We start from the raw sequence: 24,934 nt of genomic DNA, 5'->3' as shown, positions 1-24,934 counted from the left end.
ACCAGCCACGGCGGTCCCGCGGTTCCCCGCGGCGCTCAGCACTCAACGGCGCTCCGCGCGGAGCGCAAGCGCCCGCTCCACGATGGCCTCCAACTGCTCGTGGTGCGCACCCTTCCAATAGGCCCGCCCACACGCACCGCACCGCGCGAACACGTCGTACGTCGCATGCGTGCCGCGCTTCAGCTGGTCGGCGACCTCGTCCTTGCTCGCCCGGCGCAGCATCCCGTTGCAGGCCGTGCACCGCGTCCAGGGCAGCAACTCCGGCCGGAACCGTTCCAGCACATCACGCAGCTGCTCCTCGGGCCGCGTGCTGTACACGAACGCCCCCGCCCACAGCTCGCGCCGCCGCAGCAGCCCCCGGTCGCGGCTGAGCATCACCCGCTGCTCGGCGGCCGAACGCGCCGCGAGGGCCGGGTCGCCGATGTCGGTCGACTCGTAGGCCGTGTCCACACCGAGCAGCCGCAGCCGCCGCGCGAGCGTGCCGAGGTGCACGTCGAGGAGGAAGCGCAGGGGAGCGCCCGGGACCTGCTGCGGACGGGCGACAGCCCGGACCGTCACCGACTCGCCGGCCGACGGGACGTGTGCGAAGGGCACCTCGCGGCCGTCCACGAGCAGCGCGCCGACCTCGGTCAGCGGCACACCCAGTGACTCGACGACATGGCCGAGGGCGGCGACGCCGTCCGTGCCGGCCCGCACGCCGCCCGACTGCCGGGCCCGGGGCACGAACACATGCAGCTCGGGGGCGAATTCGACATCGATCTCGGGACCGTTCACCTGGTCAGGATGCCACGGGGACACCGCCCCGGCCTCAGGGTTTCCCGGCCGGCAGGCCGTGCTCCAGGACGTCCGGGGCGCGGTCGACGAGATCCCGGAGGGGGCCGTCATGGAGGTCATGTTCGGCCATCGGAGGGATCCGGGCATGCGAGAGGCCACGGCCGGGAGCCGTGGCCCGAAGGGGTGAGGGGGTGCTATCCGTGCTGGTACGCCACCAGCGAGATCCCCACGTAGTGCGAGATGAAGGCCGCCAGGGTGAGGGAGTGGAACACCTCGTGGAAGCCGAACCAGCGCGGTGACGGGTTGGGCCGCTTGATCCCGTAGACCACGCCGCCCGCGCTGTAGAGCAGGCCGCCGACGATGACCAGGACCAGGACGGCGATGCCACCGGTCCGCATGAAGTCCGGCAGGTAGAAGACGGCCGCCCAGCCCATCGCGATGTAGCAGGGCGTGTAGAGCCAGCGCGGGGCGCCGACCCAGAAAACGCGGAAGAGGATGCCGGCCACGGCGGCGCTCCAGATGCCCCACAGCAGCCACCGACCCTTGTCGCCCGGCAGGAGCAGCATGGTCAGCGGCGTGTAGGTGCCCGCGATGATCAGGAAGATGTTGGCGTGGTCCAGCCGGCGCAGGACGCCGTCCATGCGGGGGCTCCAGTCGCCCCGGTGGTACAGCGCGCTCACGCCGAACAGCAGGCATGCCGTCAGGGCGAAGATGCCGCAGGCGATCCGTCCTCTGGAGGAGTCGGCGAGGGCGGTCAGCACCAGGCCCGCGACCAGCACGGCCGGGAACATGCCGAGGTGCAGCCAGCCGCGCAGCTTCGGCTTCACCGGATGCGGCAGGGAGAGCGCCTTCGGACCGTGGCCGTCGGCCGCCGAGTCCTTGGGCGCGTCGGGGACGAACGCAGTCATGGGCGAATGGTAGCTACGGAACCGTAAGTGACGTATCCGAGCTGCGGATCGCAAGGCGAAGAGTGGCCATCCTCTCACGGCGGTCCGACGATGGTTACGCAAACGGACTGCCAGGTGAACGCAACGTGCACGTAAAGCCGCCGCGAGAAACCGTGGCGAGCCTCACGTTGCTCACCTGTGCGCTCCTCTGGACAGATGGGCGCGCACGTCGGATGATCAAATGAGTGCGGTCGGCACCGGATGAGCGCCAAGATCCACCCTGAAGCATCCGGGTCGCAGCCCCCACGGGGCCTCCACATCACAAAAAATCCCTCATTTAGGAGCAATCGTGGCGCGCGACATCGCGGCTCCCACCGTCCCCACCACCCATCAGGGACTGATCTCGTGGGTCAACGAGATCGCCGAACTGACGCAGCCGGACAACGTGGTCTGGTGTGACGGATCCGAGGCCGAGTACGAGCGCCTGTGCGGGGAGCTCGTCGAGAAGGGCACCTTCCGCAAACTCGACCCGATCAAGCGCCCCCACTCCTACTACGCCGCCTCCGACCCCACCGACGTCGCGCGCGTCGAGGACCGGACGTTCATCTGCTCCGAGAAAGAGGCGGACGCGGGCCCGACCAACCACTGGAAGGCCCCCGCCGAGATGCGGGAGATCTTCCAGGGTGCCGGCGGCCAGGGCGGTCTGTTCCGCGGCTCGATGCGCGGCCGGACCATGTACGTCGTGCCCTTCTGCATGGGCCCGCTCGGCTCGCCGCTGTCCGCACTCGGCGTGGAGATCACCGACTCGGCGTACGTCGCCGTCTCCATGCGCACCATGACCCGCATGGGCCAGGCCGTCCTCGACGAGCTCGGCTCCGACGGCTTCTTCGTCAAGGCCGTCCACACCCTCGGCGCCCCGCTGGAGCCCGGCCAGGCGGACGTCCCCTGGCCCTGCAACCAGACCAAGTACATCTCGCACTTCCCCGAGGACCGCGAGATCTGGTCCTACGGCTCGGGCTACGGCGGCAACGCCCTGCTCGGCAAGAAGTGCTACGCCCTGCGCATCGCCTCCGTCATGGCCCGTGACGAGGGCTGGCTCGCCGAGCACATGCTCGTGCTGAAGCTGACCCCGCCGCGCGGCGAGGCCAAGTACGTCGCCGCGGCCTTCCCGAGCGCCTGCGGCAAGACCAACCTCGCCATGCTGGAGCCGACCGTCCCCGGCTGGACGGTCGAGACCATCGGTGACGACATCGCCTGGATGCGCTTCGGCGAGGACGGCCGCCTCTACGCCATCAACCCCGAGGCCGGCTTCTTCGGTGTCGCCCCCGGCACCGGCGAGCACACCAACGCCAACGCGATGAAGACGCTCTGGGGCAACTCCGTCTTCACCAACGTCGCCCTCACCGACGACAACGACATCTGGTGGGAGGGCATGACGGAGGAGACCCCGGCCCACCTCACGGACTGGAAGGGCAACGACTGGACGCCCGAGTCGGGCGTCCCGGCCGCGCACCCCAACGCCCGCTTCACCGTCCCGGCCTCGCAGTGCCCGATCATCGCGCCCGAGTGGGAGGACCCCAAGGGCGTGCCGATCTCGGCGATCCTCTTCGGCGGCCGCCGCGCCACCGCCGTACCGCTGGTGACCGAGTCCTTCGACTGGAACCACGGCGTCTTCCTCGGCGCCAACGTGGCCTCCGAGAAGACCGCCGCCGCCGAGGGCAAGGTCGGCGAGCTGCGCCGCGACCCGTTCGCGATGCTGCCGTTCTGCGGCTACAACATGGGCGACTACATGGCCCACTGGATCGACGTGGCCAAGGACAAGGACCAGTCCAAGCTGCCGAAGATCTACTACGTCAACTGGTTCCGCAAGGACGACGAGGGCAAGTTCGTCTGGCCCGGCTTCGGTGAGAACTCCCGCGTCCTGAAGTGGATCGTGGAGCGCCTGGACGGCACGGCCGAGGGCGTCGAGACCCCGATCGGCGTCCTGCCGACCAAGGGCGCCCTCGACACCGACGGCCTGGAACTGGCCGAGTCCGACCTGGAGTTCCTGCTCACGGTCGACAAGGAGGTCTGGCGCGAGGAGGCCGCCCTGGTCCCCGAGCACCTCAACACCTTCGGCGACCACACGCCGAAGGAGCTGTGGGACCAGTACCGCGCGCTGGTGGAGCGCCTGGGCTGAGACCCCACCCCGAACTCCGCGGCCGGCTGGAACCGACAGTGCCCTGACCAGCAACATCGTCACGGCCGGCCGCGGAACGCACTGGCGGGGCCCGTACAACGGCGTGCGGGGTTCCGGGCTCGTCGCCGCCCTCCGTCCGCCCCGACGGATCCGGCACCGACAGGCTCACTCCCGCCCGCTTCGGCACGGCCCGCCCAGCGGGCTCACGAACGTGCCGATGGATGACCGAGCGCTCCGGCCGACGGCCTACGTCGACCGGAGCGCTCGGGCGTTGCCGGGCAACGGCGAACGCGGCCGGTGCGGGACAACGCGCGCACTTCCTCGTCCTGCTGCGGACCCCGATGGCCCACTCGCGCCCGCGGTCTCGTCGCCGGGCCTGTCGTAGGACCAGCCCGTTGACTTGTGGCGCCCGGTCCGCGCGTCGCTGCGGGTGCGCGCGGACCGGGGCCGTAGGAGGGAGCCCGGGGGCTCAAGGGAAGCCCGGGGGCTCGAAGGAGCCCGAAGGGCTCAGTGGGAGGCGAGTTCGCGCGGCTCCAGGGCCGCCGTGTGGGCGTCCATCCGCTCGGCGGCCAGGATCGCGACCGCCGTGTCGGCGCGGGAGGCGGCGACGACCAGCGTCCGGCCCGCCAGGGCGAGTGCCCGCCGGTGCAGGGCTGCGGCGCCGGTCCCGCGACGACCGCTCATCGGCGCGCGCACCGGGGTGCGTCCCCCGCGCAGCCTGCTCACCTGCTCCGCGAGCCGCTCCGCCGCCGCGTCCAGGTCGGCCGAGGCCTGCGTCGCGCGCAGCTCGTCCGTGACGGCGAGCAGGGCGGCGAGATGGCCCGCGAGCTGGATGTCCAGCTCTTCCTCGCGCGAACGGTGGGGGAAGTCCGGGTTGGGGCCGTCCACCGTGCTGTGGACCGACTTGGCGCGGATCGGTTCGTACATGGGAAGGCCTCCTGAGTTCTTACAGGAAACCATCCTAGCTTAGATTTCGTCTAAAGTTGAGTCGTTCACAAAACAGGACTGCCCGCGCACATAGGGTGAGCGGACAGTCCTGATTCGGCTCGGCGTGGTCAGGGCTGGCTGTATCCGTCCAGGAAGTGACCGATCCGCCCCACCGCGTCGGTCAGGTCCCCGACCGTCGGCAGGGTCACCACCCGGAAGTGGTCCGGCTCCGGCCAGTTGAAGCCGGTGCCCTGGACGACCATGATCTTCTCGCGCCGGAGCAGGTCCAGGACCATGCGGCGGTCGTCCTTGATCTTGAAGACCTTGGGATCCAGACGCGGGAAGAGATACAGCGCGCCCTTGGGCTTCACGCAGGACACCCCGGGGATCTGGGTCAGCAGCTCGTACGCCGTGTCCCGCTGCTCGCGCAGCCGTCCGCCCGGCAGCACCAGGTCGTTGATCGTCTGCCGCCCGCTGAGCGCCGCGACGACCCCGTGCTGCCCGGGCATGTTCGCGCACAGGCGCATGTTCGCCAGGATCGTCAGGCCCTCGATGTAGGAGTCGGCGTGCGCGCGCGGCCCGGAGATCGACATCCAGCCGACCCGGTAGCCGGCCACCCGGTAGGCCTTCGACATGCCGTTGAAGGTGAGGGTGAGCAGGTCCGGGGCGATGGAGGCGGTCGGGGTGTGCGTGGCGCCGTCGTAGAGGATCTTGTCGTAGATCTCGTCGGAACAGACGAGGAGGTTGTGCCGGCGGGCGATGTCGGTCAGGCCCTTGACCATCGCCTCGTCGTAGACGGCCCCCGTCGGGTTGTTGGGGTTGATGATCACGAGTGCCTTGGTGCGGTCGGTGACCTTGCGCTCGATGTCGGCGAGGTCCGGCATCCAGTCGGCCTGCTCGTCGCAGCGGTAGTGCACGGCGGTGCCGCCGGACAGGGAGACGGCGGCGGTCCACAGCGGGTAGTCGGGCGCGGGTACGAGGACCTCGTCGCCGTCGTCCAGCAGGCCCTGCATCGCCATCACGATCAGCTCGGAGACGCCGTTGCCGATGAAGACGTGCTCGACGTCGGTCTCGATGCCGAGGGTCTGGTTGTGCATGACGACGGCCCGGCGTGCGGCCAGCAGGCCCTTGGCGTCGCCGTAGCCGTGGGCCGTGGACACGTTGCGGAGGACGTCCTCCAGGATCTCCGGCGGGCACTCGAAGCCGAACGCGGCCGGATTGCCGGTGTTCAGCTTGAGGATCCGATGGCCGGCAGCTTCCAGTCGCATCGCCTCCTCGAGCACCGGGCCCCGGATCTCGTAACAGACGTTGGCGAGCTTGGTCGACTGGATCACCTGCATGTCTGGGAGCTTACGGCCCGGTAATGCCTCCCGGGCCGTGTTTTCCGCCACGTGAGACGCGGGGATTTGGGGCGATATCGCCGCACGCTGTCCCACCAGCCTCTTCGGTCCCTGGAATGCGCCGCCATGTCCAAGCCATTCGATTACGCCGACGGAGCGACGGGCGGTGAGCCGCAGGGCCCGCCGAACGTCTACCTGCCGCAGGGGGCCGCCCCTCCGGCGTACGACGCCTACGCGGATCCGGCGGCGGCACACGGATGGCAGGACGATGCCCGAGGCGGCCCCGTATATCCCGGTTACCCCGGTGACCTCGGCGGCCCCCTGCCTCCCGGTCGCTCGGACGGTGTCGGGGAGACCCGTGAACTGCCGGTGGTGCCGATGCCGGCGCCGGGTGGCCGGGCCGGGGCCGGGCGCCGGGCCCGGCGCAAGCCGCCCGCGCGGCGGTCGCGCCGCGCGGGCTTCGCCGCCGGTGCCGTGGGTGCCGTGTCGGCGGCCGTGCTCATCGCCGGGGTCTCCTTCACGGGCGGGTCCTCCGGCGGGGCGCGGGGCGGCGAGCGCGGCCGCACCGATCCGACGGCGGGGGAGCCCTCGACGGCGTCACCCGCGGACACCGGTCCGGCGGCGAGCCCCGACGCCCCGCTCGCGGGCCATCCGGGGGGCTCTGACGGGACGTCCGGCGCGGCGTCCCCGAGTCCGCCGCCCTCGGTGAGCCGGACCCCGTCCGCGTCCGCCACGGAAGGCGGGCGGCCCCCGGCGGGCACCTCCGCGACCACTGCCCCGGCGGACACCGGCCCCAGCCCCACCGTCACACCCTCGGCCCCCGGCAGGTCCGACGGGAGACCCGGACATGGACCCGGCGGCACCAAGGGACCCAAGTGACCTGCCCGTAAGGGCGGTTGAGTAGGGTCGTTCAGGACGCCTGGATTCCGGTTGTGGAACAGGTTCTTGTGCCATCCCCCTTTGCGTGATCACAATGCACATGACAATCGTGCAGGCGGCCGGAGGATTTCCGGCCGCCTCCGTCGCAAGAGGGGACCCCCCATGAGAAAACCTCTCGCCGCCGCGTTCTGCGCCCTGGCGATAGCCGGGGCCGGCGCGGCTCCCGCGACCGCTGCCGAGGCCGCCCCCACGGGCGTCGGCAAGGCCGCGGACACGGGCTCGGCCACGTCCGCCGTCTCCGGCGTGGTCTCGTCCGTGGAGCAGACGCTGTCCGGCCTTCGCGGCCCTCAGGCCAAGGCCGTGAACTTCGCCGGCACCGTCGCGCTCAGCAACTGCTCCGGCTCGGTCGTCCGCATGCCGGACTCCGAGGCCGACGACCCGGCGCTCGTGATGACCAACGGCCACTGCCTGGAGTCCGGGTTCCCCGGCCCCGGACAGGTTCTCGTCGACAAGGCCTCCAGCCGCACCTTCACCCTGCTGGGCGCCTCCGGCTCGCGCGTCGCCACCCTGCGCGCCGCCAAGCTCGCCTACGGCACGATGACCGACACGGACGTCGCGCTGTACCAGCTCACCACCACGTACGGGCAGATCAAGAGCTCGTACAACATCAACGCGCTGACGCTGAACGACAGCCACCCGGTCGCCGGCACCGCCATCGGCATCCCCTCCGGCTACTGGAAGCGCATCTACAGCTGCACCATCGACGGGTTCGTCCCCACCCTGAAGGAGGGCGACTGGACCTGGAAGGACTCGGTCCGCTACACCTCCGCCTGCAACACCATCGGCGGCACGTCCGGTTCGCCCGTCGTCGACCAGGCCACCAACAAGGTCGTCGCCATCAACAACACCGGCAACGAGGACGGTGAGCGCTGCACGGTGAACAACCCGTGCGAGGTCGACGCGAACGGCAACGTGACCGTCCGCAAGGGCATCAACTACGCCCAGGAGACCTACGGGATCCCGGCCTGCTTCGGGATCGACAACAAGCTCGACCTGAGCGCGAGCGGCTGCACCCTGCCCAAGCCGTAAGGCAGGGTGCCGGCCGGGCGGTCACGCGGGAGCAGTCCTGCGGACCGCCCGGCCCGCCAGCACGTCCGTGCGCCGGCCGTCCTCGATCACGAACCGGCCGTCGACCAGGACGTGGGGGATGCCCACCGGGAGCGTGCGCGGCAGCTCGAACGTGGAGCCCGCCGCGACCGTCGCCGGGTCGAACAGCACCAGGTCGGCCTTGTAGCCCTCGCGGACCAGACCCCGGTCGGGCAGCCGGAGCCGCGCCGCCGGGCGGGACGTGAGGTGCGCGACGCACTCCTCCAGCGACAGCACCCCCAACTCCCTGACGTAGTGCCCGAGGTAGTGCGGGAACGTGCCGTAGGCGCGCGGATGGGGCTTCGCGCCCTGAAGGATGCCGTCCGAGCCGCCGGTGTGCACCCGGTGGCGCATGATCGCCCGGACGTTCTCCTCGTGGCCGACGTGCTGGAGGATCGTCGGGGCCAGCCGGTCGGCCAGCAGCAGTCCGCGCGCGGTCGCCCAGGGCGTCTCGCCCCGCCGGTCCGCCGACTCCTGGACCGTCCGGCCGACGAACTCGGCGAGGGCCGGGTCGTTCACGCCCGAGATCTCGATGGTGTCCCACTCGACGGGGACGCCGTGGCAGCCGTCCGAGCCGGTGACCTCCAGATGGTGGCGGATGCGCTCCGCCGTCTCCTCGTCCGCCAGCCGCTTCAGGGCCCGCTCGGGGCCGCCCTCGCTCGCCCAGCTCGGCAGCACGGCCGCCAGCGTCGTACAGCCCGGGGTGTACGGGTAGGTGTCGAGGCTGATGTCGGATCCGGCCGCGAGGGCCTCGTCCAGCAGGGCCAGCAGCTCCGGCGCCCGGCCCTTGTTCACGCCGAAGTTCATGGTGGCGTGGGCCAGATGCAGGGAGCAGCCCGCCTCCCGGGTCAGTGCCACCATCTCCGCGTAGGCCTGGAGCGCCCCGGCGCCGTAGGAGCGGTGGTGCGGGCAGTAGTAGCCGCCGTAGGAGGCCACCACCCGGCACAGCTCGGTCAGTTCGGCGTCGGGCGCGTACATGCCCGGTGTGTAGGTCAGCCCCGAGGACATGCCGACGGCGCCCTGCTCCATGCCCTCGGCGACCAGCCTGCGCATCCGGTCCAGCTCGTCCGGGGTCGCCTCCCGGTCCTCCCAGCCGACGGCGAGCGCCCGGACCGTGCCCTGCGGGATCAGGTAGGCCGCGTTCACGGCGATCCCGCCATCCAGCCGGTCCAGGTACTCGCCGACGGTGCGCCAGTCGAAGTCGATGTCGTCCCCCGGGCCGTTCCACCCGGCGATCGCCCGCCGCACCTCGCCGAGCGTGCGGTCGTCGACCGGCGCGTACGACAGCCCGTCCTGGCCGATGACCTCCAGGGTCACGCCCTGCGCGGCCTTGGCGCTGTGGTCGGGGTCGCGCAGCAGCGCCAGGTCGCTGTGGGCGTGCATGTCGACGAAGCCGGGGGACAGGACGAGCCCCTCGGCGTCCAGCTCCCGGCGTGCCTTCGGCCGCTGGCAGCCGGCCGCGGCGGCCTCCTTGACGATGGAGACGATCCGGCCGCCGTCGACCACCACATCGGCCCGGTACGCGTCCGAGCCGGAGCCGTCGACGACGTCGGCGTCCAGGATGACGAGCTCTTCCATCGCTGCCCGCCTCCTAGAAGAAGGTGCGGACGTAGTCGACGACCGTGCCGTCCGCCTCCGCGACCGGGATCAGCTGCCATTTGTCGAACGAGGTGCACGGGTGGGACAGCCCGAGCCCGACCCAGTCGCCGACCTCCAGGTCCGCCTCCGGCGTGGTGGCGAGCCAGGCGTGCTGGTCGGACAGGGCCGTCACCGACACGCCCGTGGCCGGGCGCTCGGCGCCGTCCCGGCGGATCACCTGGGCGAAGGGCAGGTGGAGGTCGTAGGCCGCGTCCCGCTTGCCGGCGTTGACGAAGGCCTGCTCGGCCGACGGCCGCGACACCACCTGCGTCCACAGGCGGAACGCCGGTTCCAGGGCGCCCTCCTCGGGGACGCGGTTGAACGGGGTCAGCTTGCGGTAGTGGCCGTCGTCGTGCGAGACGTACGCGCCCGAGCGCAGCAACTTGAGGACAGGGCGGGACAGTTCGGGGATCTCCGCGAAGACCTCGGCGACCGCGTCGAACCAGGCGCTGCCGCCCGCGCTGACCACGATCTCGTCCAGGCCCGCGAAACGGCCCGCCTTGTCGAAGTCGGCGGCGAGCGCGACCAGCCGGCGCAGCCATGCCGTCACCCGCTCGGTGTCGGCCTTCGGCACCTCGCCCTCGTAGCCCGCGACGCCGACGAGCCGCAGGGTCCGGGTGCCCGCCACCGCGTCCGCGACCGCCGCGCACCCGGTCTCGGTGCGGACACCGGTCCTGGCGCCCTCGCCCGCGGCGAGTTCGACGACGACGTCCACGGGGCGCGTGGCGCGGGCGTCCCGCAGCGCGGCGTCCATCAGCTCGACGCCGCGCACGGAGTCGACGTAGCAGACCAGCTCGAAGTCCGGGTCGGCGTCGAGCTCGGCCGCGATCCAGCGCAGGGCCGGCGCGTCGACCAGTTCGTTCGCCAGGAACACGCGCCGGGTCCCGAACGCCCGCGCCACCCGCACCTGGTGCGGCACGGCCAGCGTGATGCCCCACGCCCCGTGCTCGATCTGCCGCTGGAACAGCTGCGGAGCCATGGAGGTCTTGCCGTGCGGCGCGAAGGCCAGGCCGTGCCGGGCCGCGTACGTCTCCATGAGCGTCAGGTTGTGCTCCAGGCGCTCGGCGGACAGCGCCAGCACGGGCGTGGCGAAGCCGCCGGTGAAGAGGTTGCGGCGCTGGCCGGCCAGCTCGGCGACGGTCAGCCCGTCCGCGTCCGGCGGGAGGCCCTTGAAGCGGTGGTCGACGCGCTCGGCGGCGAGCCGGGCGAGGGACTGGGCGGGGTCGGCCGTCATGAGACCTCCTGATCTGCGATGTTGCAGTCTCTGCAACCTTCATTGCATAGGGCGCTCAACGCTGTCTAACATCTCGGCCACCCCCGGTCAATGAAACCGCCACCGGCCGCCCCGACGGCCCGACGCCTCGACGAGGAGCTACGAGCATCGTGACCCCCACCGGACCCTGCGAGGTCCCCGACGCCCCCGACATCGTGGATGTCGTGGACGTCGTCGCGCTCGGCGAGTCCATGGTCACGTTCCTGCCGTCCCGGCCGGGACGCCTCGCCGACGTGCCGTCCTTCGAGCGGGGCATCGGCGGGGCGGAGTCGAACGTGGCCTGTGGGCTGGCGGCGGCGGGGCACTCCGTACGGTGGATCAGCAGGGTGGGGGCCGACCCGTTCGGCGACCACCTGGTGGAGACGATCGGCGGGTACGGGGTCGACGTGACGCACGTCCGGCGCGACCCCGGCCGCCCCACCGGCATCTATTTCCGCACCGCCGGGGACCGCGCCGGCGACGCCCACGAGGTGGCCTACTACCGGGCCGGATCGGCTGCCTCGGCGATGTCCGCCGACACGGTGGACCCGGCGGCGGTGCGCGCCGGCCGTGTGCTGCACCTCTCCGGGATCACCGCGGCGCTGTCCGGTACCTGCCTCGGCCTGATGCGCGAGCTGACCGCCCGCCGCCCCGGCCGCCCCCTGGTCTCCTTCGACGTCAACCACCGGCCCGGCCTGTGGCGCGAGGGGGACGCCCCGACGGTCCTGCGCGACCTCGCCCGGGGTGCCGACCTGGTGTTCGTCGGGCAGGACGAGGCGTGGGGGCTGCACAGCGCCGAAGCCGTCCGCGCCGCCCTCCCCGAACCCGAGGTGCTGGTCGTCAAGCAGGGCGCCGCCGGAGCGACCGTCTTCGACAAGCGGGACGTCACCTTCGTGCCCGCCCCCCAGGTCGACGTCGTCGCCGCCGTCGGTGCCGGAGACGCCTTCGCCGCCGGGTTCCTCTCCGCCACCTTGCGCGCACTGCCCGTGAGGGACCGGCTGCGGCACGGGCACCTCATGGCCGCCGCCGCCCTCACCGTGCCCGGCGACCTCGCGACACCGCCCGCGCGGGAGCACGCCGACCGGCTCGCCGCCCTGGACGACGCGGCATGGGGGAGACTGCGACTCGGCCCGGGCTGGACCGAGGGGACACAGCGGGCCGACGAGGAGGTACGCACGCCATGAGCCAGACCGTCGACCGCGCGCTCAGCATCCTGCCGCTGCTCGCCGAGGGCCCCGCCGACCTGGGACGGGTCGCCGACCGGCTCGGCGTGCACAAGTCCACGGCCCTGCGCCTGCTGCGCACCCTCCACGAGCACGGACTCGTCTACCGCCAGTCCGACCAGCGCTACCGCCTCGGCGCCCGGCTCTTCGCGCTCGCCCAGGAGGCGATGGAGAACCTCGACGTCCGCGAGATCGCCCATCCCCACCTGGTCCGCCTCAACGAGAGCTGCGGGCACACCGTGCACCTCGCGGTGTACGAGGAGCACGAGGTCCTCTACATCGACAAGGTCGACAGCCGCTATCCCGTGCGGATGTACTCCCGCATCGGCAAGCCCGTCGCCATCACCGTCGCCGCGGTCGCGAAGCTGCTCCTGGCCGACCTGCCGGAGCACGAGCGGCGGGCGATCGCGGAGAAGCTCGACTACCCCACCTACACGTCCCGTTCGACGCCCGACGCGGCCGCGTTCCTGCGCGAGTTGGAGAAGGTGCGCGAACAGGGCTGGGCCACCGACCTCGGCGGCCACGAGGAGTCCATCAACTGCGTCGCGGCGCCCGTCCGGGGCGCCGACGGCCGGGTCGTCGCCGCGATGTCGGTCTCCGCGCCGAACGTCGTCGTCACCGCCGACGAACTCCTCACCCTCCTGCCGCTGGTGCGCCGTACGGCGGACGCCATCAGCGGCGAGTACTCCGGCAGGACACCAGTGAAGGGCACCGTATGACGGACAAGATCGCACTCACCCCGAAGACCCACACCACCCCGCCGGCGAAGTTCTCCCACGGTGTGAGGAAGGGCAACATCCTCCAGGTCGCCGGCCAGGTCAGCTTCCTGCCCGCCGAGGAGGGCAAGGCGCCCACGCCCGCCGGGCCGGGCCTGCGCGAGCAGACCCTCCAGACCCTCGCCAACGTCAAGGCGATCCTGGAGGAGGGCGGCGCCTGCTGGGACGACGTGATGATGATCCGCGTCTACCTCACGGACGTCGGCCACTTCGCCGAGATGAACGAGATCTACAACGCGTACTTCGAGGAGCAGGGGCTGACCCAGCCGCCCGCCGCACGCACGACCGTCTACGTCGGGCTCCCCGCGGGTCTCCTCATCGAGATCGACGCCCTGGCCGTCCTCGGCTGACGACCCACCCCCACCGGCCTGTTTCGAGGCGCGGCGCCGTTCGATGCGCCGCGCCGCGCTCCCCCCTACCCAGAAGCCGCATGCATGTACGCAGAGGACCCCCGAATGTCCCCCTCGCTCGCTGCGTCCGCCCCTGCCGAGACCCCACCCCACACCGGAGGCCTGCTCCTCCTCGTCGACGGCACGGCCGGACTCCTGCTCACCGCCGCGCTCGGCATCGCGCTGCTGCTCTTCCTCATCATCAAGGTGAGACTCCAGCCGTTCGTCGCCCTGCTCGCGGTCTCCATAGCCGTCGGCCTCGCCGCCGGTCTCTCGGTCACCGAACTCTTCGGCACGGTCCAGAAGTCGGACGCCGTCTCCACCATCGAGTCCGGCATGGGCGGCATCCTCGGCCATGTCGCCATCATCATCGGCCTGGGCACCATGCTCGGCGCCATCCTCGAAGTCAGCGGCGGCGCCGAGGTGCTGGCCCGGCGGCTGCTCGGCCTGTTCGGCGAGAAGCGCGCCCCGCTCGCCATGGGCCTCACCGGCCTGATCTTCGGCATCCCGGTCTTCTTCGACGTCGGCATCTTCGTCCTGGCCCCGATCGTCTACGCCGCCGCCAAGCGCCCCCAAGGGCCTCCGACAAGCTCCGGTCCAGGGGGGACGGCCACGGGCAAGTCGATCCTGCTGTACTGCCTGCCCCTGCTCGCGGGCCTGTCGGTCACCCACGCCTTCCTTCCCCCGCACCCCGGCCCGGTCGCAGCCGCCGGTCTCCTCCACGTCGACCTCGGCTGGGTCATCCTCATGGGCATCGTCTGCGGTCTGCCGGCCGTGGTGGCCGCGTGGGCCTACTCGGCGTGGATCGGCCGCCGCATCTTCGTCGCCGTGCCGCAGGACATGGTCGAGGCGGCGGAGGAGGCGAAGCAGGCGGTCATCGACGAGCAGCGGGCCGCCGGGGTCGCGCCGAGCGAGCAGCCGGTCTCCCTGGGCACCGTCCTCGGCATCATCGGCACGCCCCTGGTGCTCATCCTCGCCGCGACCTTCTCCTCGATCGCCCTGGAGCCCTCCACCCTCCGCTCGGTCATCGAGTTCTTCGGCCACCCGTTCGTGGCGCTGACGATCGCCCTGTTCCTCGCCTACTACCTGCTCGGCATCCGCCGCGGCTGGTCCCGCAAGTCCCTGGAGAGGGTGTCCACCGCGTCCCTCAAGCCGGTCGGCAACATCCTGTTGGTGGTCGGCGCGGGCGGCATCTTCGGCGCGGTCCTCAAGGCCGGCGGCGTCGCGCAGGCCCTGGCGGACACGTTCCACGACGTGGGTCTGCCGGTGCTCGTCCTCTCCTACCTGATCTCCTTGGTCCTGCGTGTGGCCCAGGGCTCGGCGACGGTGGCGATCGTGACGACGGCGGGCATCGTGGCCCCGCTCCTGTCCGAGGGAAACCACTCCCAGGCCTTCGTCGCCCTGGTCATCATGGCCATCTCGGCCGGATCCATCTTCGCCTCACACGTGAACGACGGGGGCTTCTGGATGGTCGCGAAGTACTTCGGCATCAGCGAGCGGGACACCCTCAAGACCTGGACGGTGCTGGAGAGCGTGCTGTCGGTGGCGGGGTTCGCGGTCGCGGCGGGCTTGAGTCTGTTCGTGTAGGCGTCTGATAACGAAGTCGGGGTCGACTGTGTGCCGCACAGGTTTGTCGACCATACTGCTCCGCTGTGGAGCAGCGCATAGGTTCGAGCAGCCAGCCCCTGGAAGGCGCCGGATTCGACCCGGCTTTCATCCCCGGGCTCACGTCACCCGCGTCCGAACGGACGAAGGAGGACGGGCCGGAGAAGGAGCCTGAGGTCGCAGAGGCCGAGGAGGTGGAGGAGGCCGAGGAGGCCGTTCCCGAGCCGGAGGACACGGCGAAGGACACGGCAAAGGCGGCCCCCTCCGCACAGGAGGAGGACACCGAAGCCGACGGCCCCGTGTTCGAGGCGTCCGACCGCCGCGCCCGGTTGGTCGCCGACCACAGAGGCGTACGCATGTCCCTGGACGACCAGGAGTGCGAGTTCCGCTGGGACGAGATCGGCGCGGTGGAGACGGAGACGGCCCGCTTCGGCAAGCGGTACACCGTCACCGTCCACACCCCTGACCGGCGCTGGTACCCGATCGAGATCGAGGCGCCGGCCAGGAGCCGTTTCACGGAGTGGGACGAGCAGTTGGACGCCGTCCTCGACGCCTACTTCGAGGACGGCGAAGCCGAGGGGCGCGAGGAACCGCGCACCTAACCGCAGTACTGGGTTTCTTTACCGATCGACCGATACATGCAGTCGGCGTTCTCCAGCAGTTGGAGCACCGCGTCGCGGTTACGGGAGGTCTCCCGCTCGATCACCTCGTCGGGCGGGTAGAACCCACCCCCACCGGACCGGGGGTACATCTCGAAGGTGTACGCGAAGATCTTGTGCGCGCCCCAGAGGTAGTCGTCGATCGACCCGTCGGTGATGTACAGGTCGCTGGACTGCTCCGCCGTGTAGCCGTTGCTCGCGGCCATCTTCCGCCCGACCGCCTTGAACGCCGCGTTGTCGTCCGCGGTCATCCCGGTCGTGGTGTCGGAGTACGTGTAGCCGAACGGCCACAGCACCAGCTCGCTGTAGGTGTGGAAGTCGACGCCCGCCTTGATCTGCTGCTTGCCGCCGACGACCCGGCTGCGCACGAAGTCGGAGACGACCTTCACCTCGGGCGCCGACTCCGCGGCCGGACCCCGGTACGTCTCCGAGGACGTCGACCCCGAGGAGCCGCCGCAGCAGCCCCAGCGGTGGTCCCAGTTGCGGTTCAGATCCGTACCGACGTACGACGAACCGGAGTTGGGCTGCCGGTTCTTGCGCCAGGAGCGGTACGAGCCGGTGGCGATGTCGTACTCGCCGCCGTCCGGGTTGATGTCCGGGACGATCCAGATCTCGCGGTTGTTCACCATGCCGGTGACGCGTGAGTCGGAGCCGTAGCCGGAGGTCAGCTCGCGCAGCAGATAGAGCGCCATCTCGACGGTCAGGTGCTCGCGGGCGTGCTGATGGTGCGTGAACAGCACCTCCGGCTCGGACTCGTCGGTGCCCACGTTGTCGCTGATCTTGATGGCGACGATGTTCCGGCCCTGGTAGGACTTGCCGATCACGCGCTGGCTCGCGATGGACGGGTTGGCCGAGACGATCGAGTTGATCTCGCTCGTCATCTCCGCGTAGTTGTGGTATTTCGAGTCGGCCGACGGGAAGTCGAGGAGCCGGACGTCGTCCGCGCCGGCGGACCGGTCGGGCACGGCGCCGAGCGGGGTGACCTCGTACCCCAGGTTGCGCAGCCTCTTGATCTGGCCGGCCCGGCCGGAGACCACGACACCGTGTCCGTGGACCTCGTCCACGGTCACGCCCGTGCGCTGAAGTGCCGTGCGGTCCTGAGCCGTCGAGCGCAGGTGGATCTCGTACTGCCGGATGTCGTCCGCCGAGGCGGCCGGCTTGCGGGCGCTGTCGGCGGTGGCGTCACCGGTCGTCGCGGACAGGGGCGCCGCGAGGGCGAGGGCGAGGAGCCCGGCGAGTGCGGCGGTGCGTCTGCCGGTGCGGGCACCGGGGCCTCGTGTGCGAAGTCGCATGAAATCTCCTTGTGGGAGGTGGGGTTGTTCCGTGCGACGTACAGGTGCGGGTGGCGCATATCGTTCTGCTAATGGCATGAGCAGGTCAAGACTGAAAGCGGCCGCGCAGTGTACGCGCGTGGTGTCGCGGTCGAGGTGTCACAGCCGAAGTGCACCCGCAGGTGTGGCCCCGGCGTGCATATATGTACGCGACTTCGCCAGAGTGAGGGGCCGCGCACACGGAGCCGGAGTGTCCGGATCCCCGGACCTACACCCTTTCAGAGGACTGGCTGATCATGGGCGGATCAGCGCCACGACGGGACCACCACCTGCCGGCCGAGACGACCAGCTTCGTCGACCGGCGTGGCGAACTGACCCAGGGCCGTGAGCTGCTCGCCCGCGCACGCCTGGTGACACTGACCGGACCGGGCGGCGTCGGCAAGACCCGGCTCGCCGCACGCATCGCGGCCCGGGTGCAGCGCGCCTTCCGGGACGGCGTGCGCTACGTACACCTGTCCGGACTGCACGACCCGGCCCTCGTCCCGCTCGCCGTCGCCGACGCGCTCGGTCTCCACGACCGCTCCGCCCAGCCGCCCCTGGACGCCCTCGTCGAGCAGGTACGGGACCGGCGGCTGCTCCTCGTCGTCGACAACTGCGAGCACCTGGCGGACGCGTGCGCCCGGCTCGCCGCCGCCCTGCTGCACGGCTGTGAGGGCGTCCGGATCCTCGCCACCAGCCGGCACCGGCTCGGTCTCACCGAGGAGCACCTGCTGGAGGTACGTCCGCTGCCGGTACCCGACCCGGACGGCGACCTGTCCGCCGCCGAGGGCTACCCCGCCCTCCGGCTCTTCAGCGACCGGGCCGCCGCCGTCGTCCCCGGCTTCCGCCTCACCCCGGCCAACCGCGCCTCCGTCGCCCGGCTGTGCCACCGCCTGGACGGTCTGCCCCTGGCCATCGAACTCGCCGCCGTCCGCATGCGGGTCCTCGACGTCGACCAGCTCCTGGACCGCCTCGACGACCGCTACCGCTTCCTCACCACCGGCAGCCCCGCGGCGCTGCCCCGGCACCAGACCCTGCGCGCGGCGGTCGCCTGGAGCCACGACCTGTGCACCGTCCCCGAGCAGACGGTGTGGGCCCGGCTGTCGGTCCTGCCGGGCAGCTTCGACCTGGAGACGGCGGAGTCGGTGTGCGCGGACGCCGCCCTCGAGGGCGACACCCGGCCGGCGGGGGAAAGGGCGCGACCACCGCACACGACACCGACCGTACTGCCGGCCCGGCTCCAGGAGGACTCCGGTGCACAGCCCCGGTCGACGGCAGCACCCACGGGCACCATCACCCTGCTCTCGGCCCCGGGCCTGCGCACGGACGACGTCCTGGAGGCCGTCGCCGGACTCGTGGACAAGTCCGTGCTCTGCCGGGAGCCCGGGCCCGGCGGTGTGCGCTACCGGCTGCTCGACACCCTGCGGCAGTACGGGCTGGAGCAGTTGCGGCGGGGCGCCGGGCAGGAGGAGGCCGCCCGGCGGCGGCAGCGCGACTGGATGGCGCGTCGGGCCGAGGAGTGCGAACGCGGCTGGTTCGGGCCCGGGCAGCCGGAGACGGTCGCCCGGCTGCGCGCCGACCGGGACAACCTCCGCGCCGCCCTCGACTTCAGCCTCTCCACCCCCGGCGAAGCCGTCGCCGGACTGCGTCTCGCCGGCACGCTCTGGTTCCACTGGCACGCCTGCGGCGCCTCCCGCGAGGGCCTGTACTGGCTCGACCGGGCCCTGACCGCCGCCCCCGGACCGACCCGGGAACGGGCCCGCGGCCTGTGGGTCGCGGGGCTGCTGGCCGCCGCCACCCGGGACTTCCCCCGGGGCCGCCGCCACGCCACCGATGCCCTCGCCCTCGCCCGCGCCCTCGGCGACGACGCAGAGGCCGCGCACGCCGAGTACGTCATCGGCGTCATCCGGCTGTTCACAGACGACCTGCCCGGAGCGCTGCGGCACTTCGAGAGCACCGTCGCCCGCGGCCCCGTGCCCGGCCAGCACCTCAGCCTCGCCGGCCTCGACCAGGTCGAACTCGCCTGCGCGCTGGGCTACCTGGGCGAGGCCGAACGGGCCGTCGAGGTCTGCGAGCGGGCCCTCGCCCTGTGCGAGCGGCACGGCGAACAGTGGGTCCGGTCCTACGTGCTGCGCATCCTCGCCCTCGCCCACACCGTGCGCGGCGACTGGCCCCGGGCCGAACGGCACGCCAGGGAGGCCCTGCGGCTCAAACTCGCCGTCCACGACGTCATCGGCATCGCCCTCACCCTCGATCTGCTCGCGTCGATCGCGACCGCACGCGGCGACGACGAGCACGCCGCCGTGCTGCTGGGCGGCGCCGACCGCGTCTGGGCCGACATCGACACCGGCCGCTGGGGCTCCCACACCCTCAACTCCGTACGCCGGGACAGCGAGGAGCGGGCGGGCCGGGCCCTCGGACGCGAGGCGTTCGAGCGGGCCCACCGCCGGGGCGCAACCCTGGGGCTCGCGGAACTGGCCGGCCACGAGCTCCAGGAGCCGGGCCGCCCGCACCCCACGGAACCCGCCATCGCCACCGCCCTCCCGCACGACGACGGCACGGTCCGTCTGACCCGCCGTGAGGCCGAGGTCGCCCAGCTCGTCGCCGAAGGGCTCGCCAACCAGCAGATCGCCGACCGCCTGGTGATCGCCCGCCGCACCGCCGAGGGCCATGTGGAACGCATCCTCGGCAAGCTCGGCTTCAGCAACCGCAGCCAGATCGCCGCCTGGGTGACGGCCCAGCGCTGCCCCGCCCCCACCCGCACCCATCCACCCGAGGGGATCACGTGACCACCGGAGAAATCAGCCCGTTCGACCACCGCATGGCCGTCTTCGACTCCGACGACGGCTTCCTGGCCGCCGCCCTGCCCTTCCTCGGCGAGGGCCTCGACGCCTCCGGCGAACCGCCGCCGGTGGCCATCGCCGCCCCGCACCACCTGGACCTCCTGCGTGACGCCCTCGGCTCCGGGGCGAAGGACGTCACCTGCATCCCGCACACCGACTGGTACACCGGCTCCGCCGCCAACGCCGTCGCCCGGGCCGCCGCGTACCTCGCGGCGCACGCCGGACCCGGCGGCCGGCTCCACCTCGTCATGGAGCCCGTCTGGAGCGGCCGCGCCGGCCGGTCCGCCCGCGAGACCACCGAGTGGATCCGCTACGAGGCCCTCGCCAACCTCCTCTTCGCCCCCATGGCCACGACCGCCCTGTGCGCCTACGACACCCGCACCGCCGGGCCCGCCGTCGTCGCCGCGGCCCGCCGCACCCACCCCGACACCGAGGTGTACGAGGAGCCGCTGCGGCTCGCGGCCGAACTCGACGCCGTACCGCTGCCGTTGCCGCCGACCGGTGCGCTGCGCCTGTCGGAGCCGCACGGCGCGGCCGTGCAGAGCTGGGCCGTGGGGCGGGGGCTGCCCGCCGCGGACGCGGAGCTGTTCGCCGCCGCCGTGGCGGAGAGCGCCGCGGCCCTCGCGCCCCTCGACGGTGACCTCCTGCTGTGGGGCGATGCTCCCGGCTGCGTCTGCGAACTGCGCTCGGCCCACCGCCTCGACGACGCGCTCGCCGGCTTCGTCCCGCCGGCCGCCGGCCCGGAACCGGGACCGGGGCTGTGGTACGCGCGTCAGGTCTGCGCCTACGTGGACATCCGCGACGACGCCGACGGAGCGACGGTCCGTCTCCAGTACGCGTGACCCCCTCACCTGCACAAGCAGGTAGGGGATCGGGTAGTACTCCCCATGCGCGGGAGCGCCTGAGGGGATCACCCTGGACCCATGCTGCAACTCTCCGGGCGGCACCACCTCCCCGACCCCGACGCCCACTACGGCCCGTTCCCGCAACCACCGTTGGGAGCGGGGCATCTGAGGGTCGAGTACGCACCCCGGCCCTCCGCCGTCCGTGAGGCACGTGCGGAGGTCCGCAGGCAGTTGGAGTGCTGGGGGCTCGCCGAGCGCGGTGACGTCGCGGAAGTGGCCGAACTGCTCGTCGGTGAACTGGCCACCAACGCCGTAGTGCACGCCCGGAGCCCCTTCCGGCTCACCCTCTTCGCCGCGCACGGCCTCCTGCGCTGCGAGGTCGCCGACACCGAACGCCGTGTGCCGCGGGTACTGGACGCGGGCACGGGGGAGAGCGGCCGTGGAATGTTCCTGGTGGACGCGCTCGCCCAGCGCTGGGGCTGCCACCGGGACGGGCCGGGCAAAACCGTGTGGTTCGAGCTCGGCACGTGCGGGGCGGACGGCTGTGGTCGGCGACGGCCGTAGCGCTCCGCCGGGCCTGACCGGGCCGGGTGTCCTACGGGCATCGCGTGAAGATCCGGTCAGGCCCTCTTGTCCCGCGGGCTCCTTTGGGATTTCTTGACCATCATGGCGGACACCACGGAAAACACCACCGAGAACGAGGCCACCCACCCCCCACAGCCCCGGAAAGCGAGCTGGAAGTACATCGGCCCGGGCATCGTCGTCGCGGCGACCGGCGTCGGCGCCGGTGACCTGGTCGCCACGCTGATCGCGGGCAGCAACTTCGGCTACACCCTCCTGTGGGCCGCGATCATCGGCTGTCTGGTGAAGATCTCCCTGGCCGAGGCCGCGGGCCGCTGGCATCTGTCCACGGGCCGCACCCTGTTCGACGGCTGGGCGAGCCTGGGCCGCTGGACCACCTGGTTCTTCGCGGTCTACGTCGTGGTCTGGGGCTTCGTCTACGGCGCGGCGGCGATGTCGTCGAGCGCGCTGCCGCTGCAGGCGCTGTTCCCCGACGTGATGGACCTCAAGTGGTGGGGCATCGCCTGTGGTCTGGTCGGCCTGGTCTTCGTCTGGTTCAACAAGTACGCGGTGTTCGAGAAGGTCATGACGGTCCTGGTGGGCGTCATGTTCGTGGTGACGGTGTACCTGGCGATCCGGGTCACGCCGAACATCCCCGACGCCCTCGCCGGACTCCTGCCGGTACTGCCGGACGAGAAGGACTCGATCCTCAACACACTGGGACTGATCGGCGGTGTGGGCGGCACCATCACGCTCGCGGCCTACGGCTACTGGGTCAACGCCAAGGGCTGGACCGACACCGGCTGGATGAAGGTCATGCGCCTGGACAACCGCGTCGCCTACGCCACCACCGGCATCTTCGTCATCGCCATGCTGTTCGTCGGCGCGGAGATGCTCCACTCGGCGAACGTCGCCATCGCCAGCGGTGACAAGGGACTGATCCAGCTGGGCGACATCCTGGAGGAGGAGTACGGCTCGGCCACGGCGAAGTTCTTCCTGATCGGCTTCTTCGCCACGTCCTTCACCTCGCTGATCGGCGTCTGGCACGGCGTGAGCCTGATGTTCGCCGACTTCGTGGCCCGGCTGTCGGGCACGGGCCAGGCCAAGGGCGAGGAGGTCGCCTCGGGGACACGCGAGCGTTCCTGGCCGTTCCGCGCCTACCTGCTCTGGCTGACCTTCCCGCCGATGATCCTGCTCTTCGAGGGTCAGCCCTTCCGCCTGATCATCATCTACGGCGTCCTCGGCGCGGCGTTCCTGCCCTTCCTCGCCGGCACCCTGATCTGGCTCCTCAACTCCTCCCGCACGCCCCGGGAGTGGCGCAACGGCCCGCTCAGCAACATCATGCTCGCCGTCGCCGGCCTGCTGTTCCTGATCCTGTGCGTGAAGCAGATCTGGGACCAGCCGTGGGGGGACTTCTTCTAGGGCGGGGACAGGGAGAATGGCTCACCGAAGTACCGAGACGTTGCCGGCGAGCACGAGGACCGAGGACCCGACGGATGAGCCAGCAGTACCCACCCCCCGGCCCCGGCTTCGGCCCGCCCCCGCCGCAGTACGCGCCGGCGCCGCCCCCGCACGCGGCCCCGCAGCAGCCCCCGCCGTACGCCCCGGCCCCGCAGCAGCCCCCGCCGTACGCCCAGGCGCCGCAGCAGGCGTACGCCCCGGCTCCGTCGCAGCCGGCGGCGGAGGGCCCGGACTTCCTCGCCGTCGACAAGCGCAACGCGGTCGTCGTCGACGCCTCGGGCGTGGCCTTCGAGTCGTCGGGTCTGTCGATCGAGTTCCGCTGGCCCGAGATCCGCAGCGTCCACTACCAGGCGAGCCCGAGCGGCAAGGCGCTGATGGTCGCCGTGATCCACGTGGACGGCCGGTTCTTCGAGTGCGTGGTGGAGGCCAAGTCCCGGTCGCGGCTCCAGGAGTGGTTCCCGCAGCTGGCGTGGGTGCTGGGCCACTACCGGCCGGTGGGGTGAGGGGCCTCCCCACCCCACCGGTGATGTCGCTCCCGGTTACGGCAGCCCGTGCACGTGCGGTCCCACCGCGTTGGACCAGGCGTTGCCCGCCGTGGCGTCCCAGTTGGTCGACCAGGTCATCGCACCGCGCAGGCCGGGGTACGTCCGCGGCGGCTTGAAGGTGCCGCAGCCGGTGGCCCTGGTCAGGCAGTCCAGGGCGTTGTTCACCACCGTCGGCGAGACGTAGCCGCTGCCCGCCCCGCGTGTCGAGGCGGGCAGGCCCAGACCCACCTGGGACGGGGCGAGGCCGTTCTCCAGCTGGATGCAGGCCAGGGCCGTCAGGAAGTCGACCGAGCCCTGGCTGTAGACCTTGCCGTCGCAGCCGAGCATGGAACCGCTGTTGTAGTACTGCATGTTGACGACCGTGAGGATGTCCTTCACGTTCAGCGCGGTCCGGAAGTAGCCGTTGGACGTGGACTGCATGTCGATCGTCTGCGGTGCCATCGTGAGGACGAGCGAGGGGCCCGCCTTCGCCGACAGGGCGCGCAGCGCCTGCGTCATGTACGTCGCGTTCAGGCCGTTCTCCAGGTCGATGTCGACGCCGTCGAAGCCGTACGCCTGCATCACGGAGTACACGCTGTTCGCGAAGTTCGTCGCCGACGCCGCGTCGTTGACCGACACGGTGCCGCGCTCGCCGCCGACCGAGATGACGACCTTCTTGCCCGCGGCCTGCTTCGCCTTCACGTCCGCCTTGAACTGCTCGGCCGTGTAGCCCTTCAGCCCGGCCGAGTCCAGGGTGAAGGACACCGCCCCGGGCGTGCCCGTCGCGTCGGCGAAGGCCACCGCGATGATGTCGTAGGCGGCGGGGACGTCGGAGATGCGCTGGACGGTCGCCCCGTTGTCGAAGTTCTGCCAGTAGCCGGTCACCGCGTGCTCGGGCAGCGCCGGACCCGGGCCGTTCGGTTTGTTCGTGGTGCCGGTCACTGCCGCCGACTTCGGCGACTCACCGGCCCCGTTGGTCGCCGTGACCTGGAAGGAGTACGACGTCGAGGCCGCGAGCCCGGTCACCGTCGCCGAGGTGCCGGAGACGGCCGTCACCTTCGTGCCGTCGCGGTAGACGGTGTGACCCGTCGCTCCGGAGACCGTGTTCCACGCCAGGGAGACCGAGGAGGACGTGGTGCCGGAGACCTTCAGGCCGTCCGGCGTGGACGGGATCGTAGGGCCCGGGTCCGTGCCCCCGCCGCCGTCGGGGCCGAACACCGACACGTCGTCCGCGTAGTAGGCCGCCTGCCCGTACCAGCCGTGCGTGTACACCGTCACCGAGGTGGTCGAGGAGCCCGTGGTGAAGGTGGTCGACAGCTCTTTCCAGGAGGAGGAGTCGGGCGTCCAGGTGGACACGTCCGTCGTGCCGGTGCCCGTCACGCCGAGGTAGGCGTACCCGCCCCGGACCCAGGCGCCCAGCGTGTAGGTCGAGTCGGGCATCACCCGGACGGTCTGGGAGCACCGGGCGTTGTCCTGCCCCGAGGGGGTCGCCCGCAGCGCGGCCGTGCCGGTGCGGACGGGGGAGGGGACCGTCGTGCCGCTGCCCGCCGAGCAGGTCCAGTCGCTCAGGCCCGACTCGAAGCCGGCGTTCCTGGCGTTGTTGACGTCGGCGGCGCTCGCCTGGCCGACGGTCGTGACAGAAAGGGCCAGGGCAGCCGTGGCGGCACCCGACCACAGCCGCAGGGATCGTCTGTGTGGGGACATGACAAGAAAATG

The 24,934-nt window shown here is 71.5% G+C and carries 21 protein-coding genes; 13 read left to right on the top strand and 8 right to left on the bottom strand.

The window, feature by feature from the left end; translation table 11 throughout:
* Positions 1–42: 42 nt before the first annotated feature.
* Together FDO69_RS01045 and trhA are read right to left on the bottom strand one after the other, a co-directional pair.
* Positions 43–774, bottom strand: a complete 732-nt coding sequence (locus FDO69_RS01045) for a Mut7-C RNAse domain-containing protein (protein WP_104777660.1) — start codon at positions 772–774, stop codon at positions 43–45.
* Between the two features lie 194 nt (positions 775–968).
* A complete protein-coding gene (trhA, locus tag FDO69_RS01040) occupies positions 969–1,682 on the bottom strand; it encodes a PAQR family membrane homeostasis protein TrhA (protein WP_104777659.1) in 714 nt (237 codons plus the stop codon).
* 328 nt (positions 1,683–2,010) lie between these two features.
* On the opposite strand from trhA, the gene FDO69_RS01035 reads away from it, so the two are divergent.
* Positions 2,011–3,840 (top strand): phosphoenolpyruvate carboxykinase (GTP), encoded by a 1,830-nt coding sequence (locus FDO69_RS01035; RefSeq protein WP_104777658.1) that lies wholly within the window; start codon positions 2,011–2,013, stop codon positions 3,838–3,840.
* A gap of 507 nt (positions 3,841–4,347) precedes the next feature.
* Here FDO69_RS01035 and FDO69_RS01030 read toward each other — a convergent pair.
* Both FDO69_RS01030 and FDO69_RS01025 read right to left on the bottom strand, forming a co-directional pair.
* Positions 4,348–4,767 carry an SCO4983 family protein gene (locus FDO69_RS01030; RefSeq protein WP_104777657.1) on the bottom strand — a complete coding sequence of 140 codons (420 nt, stop codon included), beginning with the start codon at positions 4,765–4,767 and terminating at the stop codon, positions 4,348–4,350.
* 128 nt (positions 4,768–4,895) lie between these two features.
* Positions 4,896–6,107 (bottom strand): pyridoxal phosphate-dependent aminotransferase, encoded by a 1,212-nt coding sequence (locus FDO69_RS01025; RefSeq protein ID WP_104777656.1) that lies wholly within the window; start codon positions 6,105–6,107, stop codon positions 4,896–4,898.
* Between the two features lie 126 nt (positions 6,108–6,233).
* Between FDO69_RS01025 and FDO69_RS01020 the strand changes: the two genes are divergently transcribed.
* Together FDO69_RS01020 and FDO69_RS01015 are read left to right on the top strand one after the other, a co-directional pair.
* On the top strand, positions 6,234–6,986 hold the full coding sequence (locus FDO69_RS01020) for a hypothetical protein (RefSeq protein ID WP_104777655.1): 753 nt from the start codon (positions 6,234–6,236) through the stop codon (positions 6,984–6,986).
* A 162-nt stretch (positions 6,987–7,148) separates the two neighbouring features.
* Positions 7,149–8,075: a S1 family peptidase gene (locus tag FDO69_RS01015; protein WP_104777654.1), complete on the top strand. Its 927-nt coding sequence runs from the start codon at positions 7,149–7,151 to the stop codon at positions 8,073–8,075.
* 21 nt (positions 8,076–8,096) lie between these two features.
* On the opposite strand, the gene FDO69_RS01010 is transcribed toward FDO69_RS01015, so the two are convergent.
* On the bottom strand, positions 8,097–9,710 hold the full coding sequence (locus FDO69_RS01010; RefSeq protein WP_104777653.1) for an N-acyl-D-amino-acid deacylase family protein: 1,614 nt from the start codon (positions 9,708–9,710) through the stop codon (positions 8,097–8,099).
* 13 nt (positions 9,711–9,723) lie between these two features.
* Positions 9,724–11,004, bottom strand: coding sequence for an amino acid deaminase (locus FDO69_RS01005; RefSeq protein ID WP_104777652.1), 1,281 nt, complete (start codon positions 11,002–11,004; stop codon positions 9,724–9,726).
* Between the two features lie 149 nt (positions 11,005–11,153).
* Here FDO69_RS01005 and FDO69_RS01000 point away from each other — a divergent pair, with 149 nt between their 5' ends.
* From FDO69_RS01000 to FDO69_RS00980, 5 genes are all read left to right on the top strand, one after another.
* Positions 11,154–12,206, top strand: coding sequence for a sugar kinase (locus FDO69_RS01000; RefSeq protein ID WP_170320817.1), 1,053 nt, complete (start codon positions 11,154–11,156; stop codon positions 12,204–12,206).
* Positions 12,203–12,964, top strand: coding sequence for an IclR family transcriptional regulator (locus FDO69_RS00995; RefSeq protein WP_104777651.1), 762 nt, complete (start codon positions 12,203–12,205; stop codon positions 12,962–12,964). The genes FDO69_RS01000 and FDO69_RS00995 overlap by 4 nt, the downstream gene beginning before the upstream one ends.
* Positions 12,961–13,371: a RidA family protein gene (locus tag FDO69_RS00990; protein WP_104777650.1), complete on the top strand. Its 411-nt coding sequence runs from the start codon at positions 12,961–12,963 to the stop codon at positions 13,369–13,371. Before FDO69_RS00995 ends, FDO69_RS00990 begins: the two co-directional genes overlap by 4 nt.
* Before the next feature lie 105 nt (positions 13,372–13,476).
* Positions 13,477–14,997, top strand: a complete 1,521-nt coding sequence (locus FDO69_RS00985; protein WP_104777649.1) for a GntP family permease — start codon at positions 13,477–13,479, stop codon at positions 14,995–14,997.
* 65 nt (positions 14,998–15,062) lie between these two features.
* Entirely contained in the window at positions 15,063–15,617 is a 555-nt protein-coding gene (locus tag FDO69_RS00980; RefSeq protein WP_104777648.1) for a hypothetical protein, read from the top strand.
* Here FDO69_RS00980 and FDO69_RS00975 read toward each other — a convergent pair.
* Positions 15,614–16,966 carry a M14 family metallopeptidase gene (locus FDO69_RS00975; protein WP_104777647.1) on the bottom strand — a complete coding sequence of 451 codons (1,353 nt, stop codon included), beginning with the start codon at positions 16,964–16,966 and terminating at the stop codon, positions 15,614–15,616. The two genes, FDO69_RS00980 and FDO69_RS00975, sit on opposite strands and share 4 nt — an antisense overlap.
* Before the next feature lie 275 nt (positions 16,967–17,241).
* Here FDO69_RS00975 and FDO69_RS00970 point away from each other — a divergent pair, with 275 nt between their 5' ends.
* From FDO69_RS00970 to FDO69_RS00950, 5 genes are all read left to right on the top strand, one after another.
* The gene (locus FDO69_RS00970; RefSeq protein ID WP_104777646.1) at positions 17,242–19,773 is read left to right on the top strand and encodes an ATP-binding protein; all 2,532 of its coding nucleotides are present in this window, start codon (positions 17,242–17,244) and stop codon (positions 19,771–19,773) included.
* Positions 19,770–20,669 carry an MEDS domain-containing protein gene (locus FDO69_RS00965; protein WP_234387801.1) on the top strand — a complete coding sequence of 300 codons (900 nt, stop codon included), beginning with the start codon at positions 19,770–19,772 and terminating at the stop codon, positions 20,667–20,669. The genes FDO69_RS00970 and FDO69_RS00965 overlap by 4 nt, the downstream gene beginning before the upstream one ends.
* An 81-nt stretch (positions 20,670–20,750) precedes the next feature.
* Entirely contained in the window at positions 20,751–21,236 is a 486-nt protein-coding gene (locus tag FDO69_RS00960) for an ATP-binding protein (RefSeq protein ID WP_104777645.1), read from the top strand.
* A gap of 102 nt (positions 21,237–21,338) precedes the next feature.
* A complete protein-coding gene (locus tag FDO69_RS00955; RefSeq protein ID WP_104777644.1) occupies positions 21,339–22,655 on the top strand; it encodes an Nramp family divalent metal transporter in 1,317 nt (438 codons plus the stop codon).
* A 74-nt stretch (positions 22,656–22,729) separates the two neighbouring features.
* On the top strand, positions 22,730–23,197 hold the full coding sequence (locus tag FDO69_RS00950) for a hypothetical protein (RefSeq protein ID WP_104777643.1): 468 nt from the start codon (positions 22,730–22,732) through the stop codon (positions 23,195–23,197).
* A gap of 36 nt (positions 23,198–23,233) precedes the next feature.
* Here FDO69_RS00950 and FDO69_RS00945 read toward each other — a convergent pair whose 3' ends face one another.
* Positions 23,234–24,922 carry a chitinase gene (locus FDO69_RS00945; protein WP_104777642.1) on the bottom strand — a complete coding sequence of 563 codons (1,689 nt, stop codon included), beginning with the start codon at positions 24,920–24,922 and terminating at the stop codon, positions 23,234–23,236.
* Between the last annotated feature and the right edge of the window lie 12 nt (positions 24,923–24,934).

The sequence above is a fragment of the Streptomyces tibetensis genome (genome assembly GCF_007655005.1).
In the GTDB taxonomy this organism is placed as follows: Bacteria; Actinomycetota; Actinomycetes; order Streptomycetales; family Streptomycetaceae; genus Streptomyces; species Streptomyces tibetensis.
Note: the sequence above shows the minus strand (reverse complement) of the source record. Positions and strands in the feature narration are given on the sequence as shown.

Bases quoted from the DNA above. Each gene is read 5' to 3' on its own strand.
- FDO69_RS00975 (WP_104777647.1), bottom strand. From the start codon at position 16,966: ATGCGACTTCGCACACGAGGCCCCGGTGCCCGCACCGGCAGACGCACC.
- FDO69_RS00955 (WP_104777644.1), top strand. From the start codon at position 21,339: ATGGCGGACACCACGGAAAACACCACCGAGAACGAGGCCACCCACCCC.
- FDO69_RS00960 (WP_104777645.1), top strand. From the start codon at position 20,751: ATGCTGCAACTCTCCGGGCGGCACCACCTCCCCGACCCCGACGCCCAC.
- FDO69_RS01030 (WP_104777657.1), bottom strand. From the start codon at position 4,767: ATGTACGAACCGATCCGCGCCAAGTCGGTCCACAGCACGGTGGACGGC.
- FDO69_RS01010 (WP_104777653.1), bottom strand. From the start codon at position 9,710: ATGGAAGAGCTCGTCATCCTGGACGCCGACGTCGTCGACGGCTCCGGC.
- FDO69_RS01015 (WP_104777654.1), top strand. From the start codon at position 7,149: ATGAGAAAACCTCTCGCCGCCGCGTTCTGCGCCCTGGCGATAGCCGGG.
- FDO69_RS00995 (WP_104777651.1), top strand. From the start codon at position 12,203: ATGAGCCAGACCGTCGACCGCGCGCTCAGCATCCTGCCGCTGCTCGCC.
- FDO69_RS00970 (WP_104777646.1), top strand. From the start codon at position 17,242: ATGGGCGGATCAGCGCCACGACGGGACCACCACCTGCCGGCCGAGACG.
- FDO69_RS00990 (WP_104777650.1), top strand. From the start codon at position 12,961: ATGACGGACAAGATCGCACTCACCCCGAAGACCCACACCACCCCGCCG.
- FDO69_RS00985 (WP_104777649.1), top strand. From the start codon at position 13,477: ATGTCCCCCTCGCTCGCTGCGTCCGCCCCTGCCGAGACCCCACCCCAC.
- FDO69_RS01025 (WP_104777656.1), bottom strand. From the start codon at position 6,107: ATGCAGGTGATCCAGTCGACCAAGCTCGCCAACGTCTGTTACGAGATC.
- FDO69_RS00945 (WP_104777642.1), bottom strand. From the start codon at position 24,922: ATGTCCCCACACAGACGATCCCTGCGGCTGTGGTCGGGTGCCGCCACG.
- FDO69_RS01020 (WP_104777655.1), top strand. From the start codon at position 6,234: ATGTCCAAGCCATTCGATTACGCCGACGGAGCGACGGGCGGTGAGCCG.
- trhA (WP_104777659.1), bottom strand. From the start codon at position 1,682: ATGACTGCGTTCGTCCCCGACGCGCCCAAGGACTCGGCGGCCGACGGC.
- FDO69_RS00950 (WP_104777643.1), top strand. From the start codon at position 22,730: ATGAGCCAGCAGTACCCACCCCCCGGCCCCGGCTTCGGCCCGCCCCCG.
- FDO69_RS01005 (WP_104777652.1), bottom strand. From the start codon at position 11,004: ATGACGGCCGACCCCGCCCAGTCCCTCGCCCGGCTCGCCGCCGAGCGC.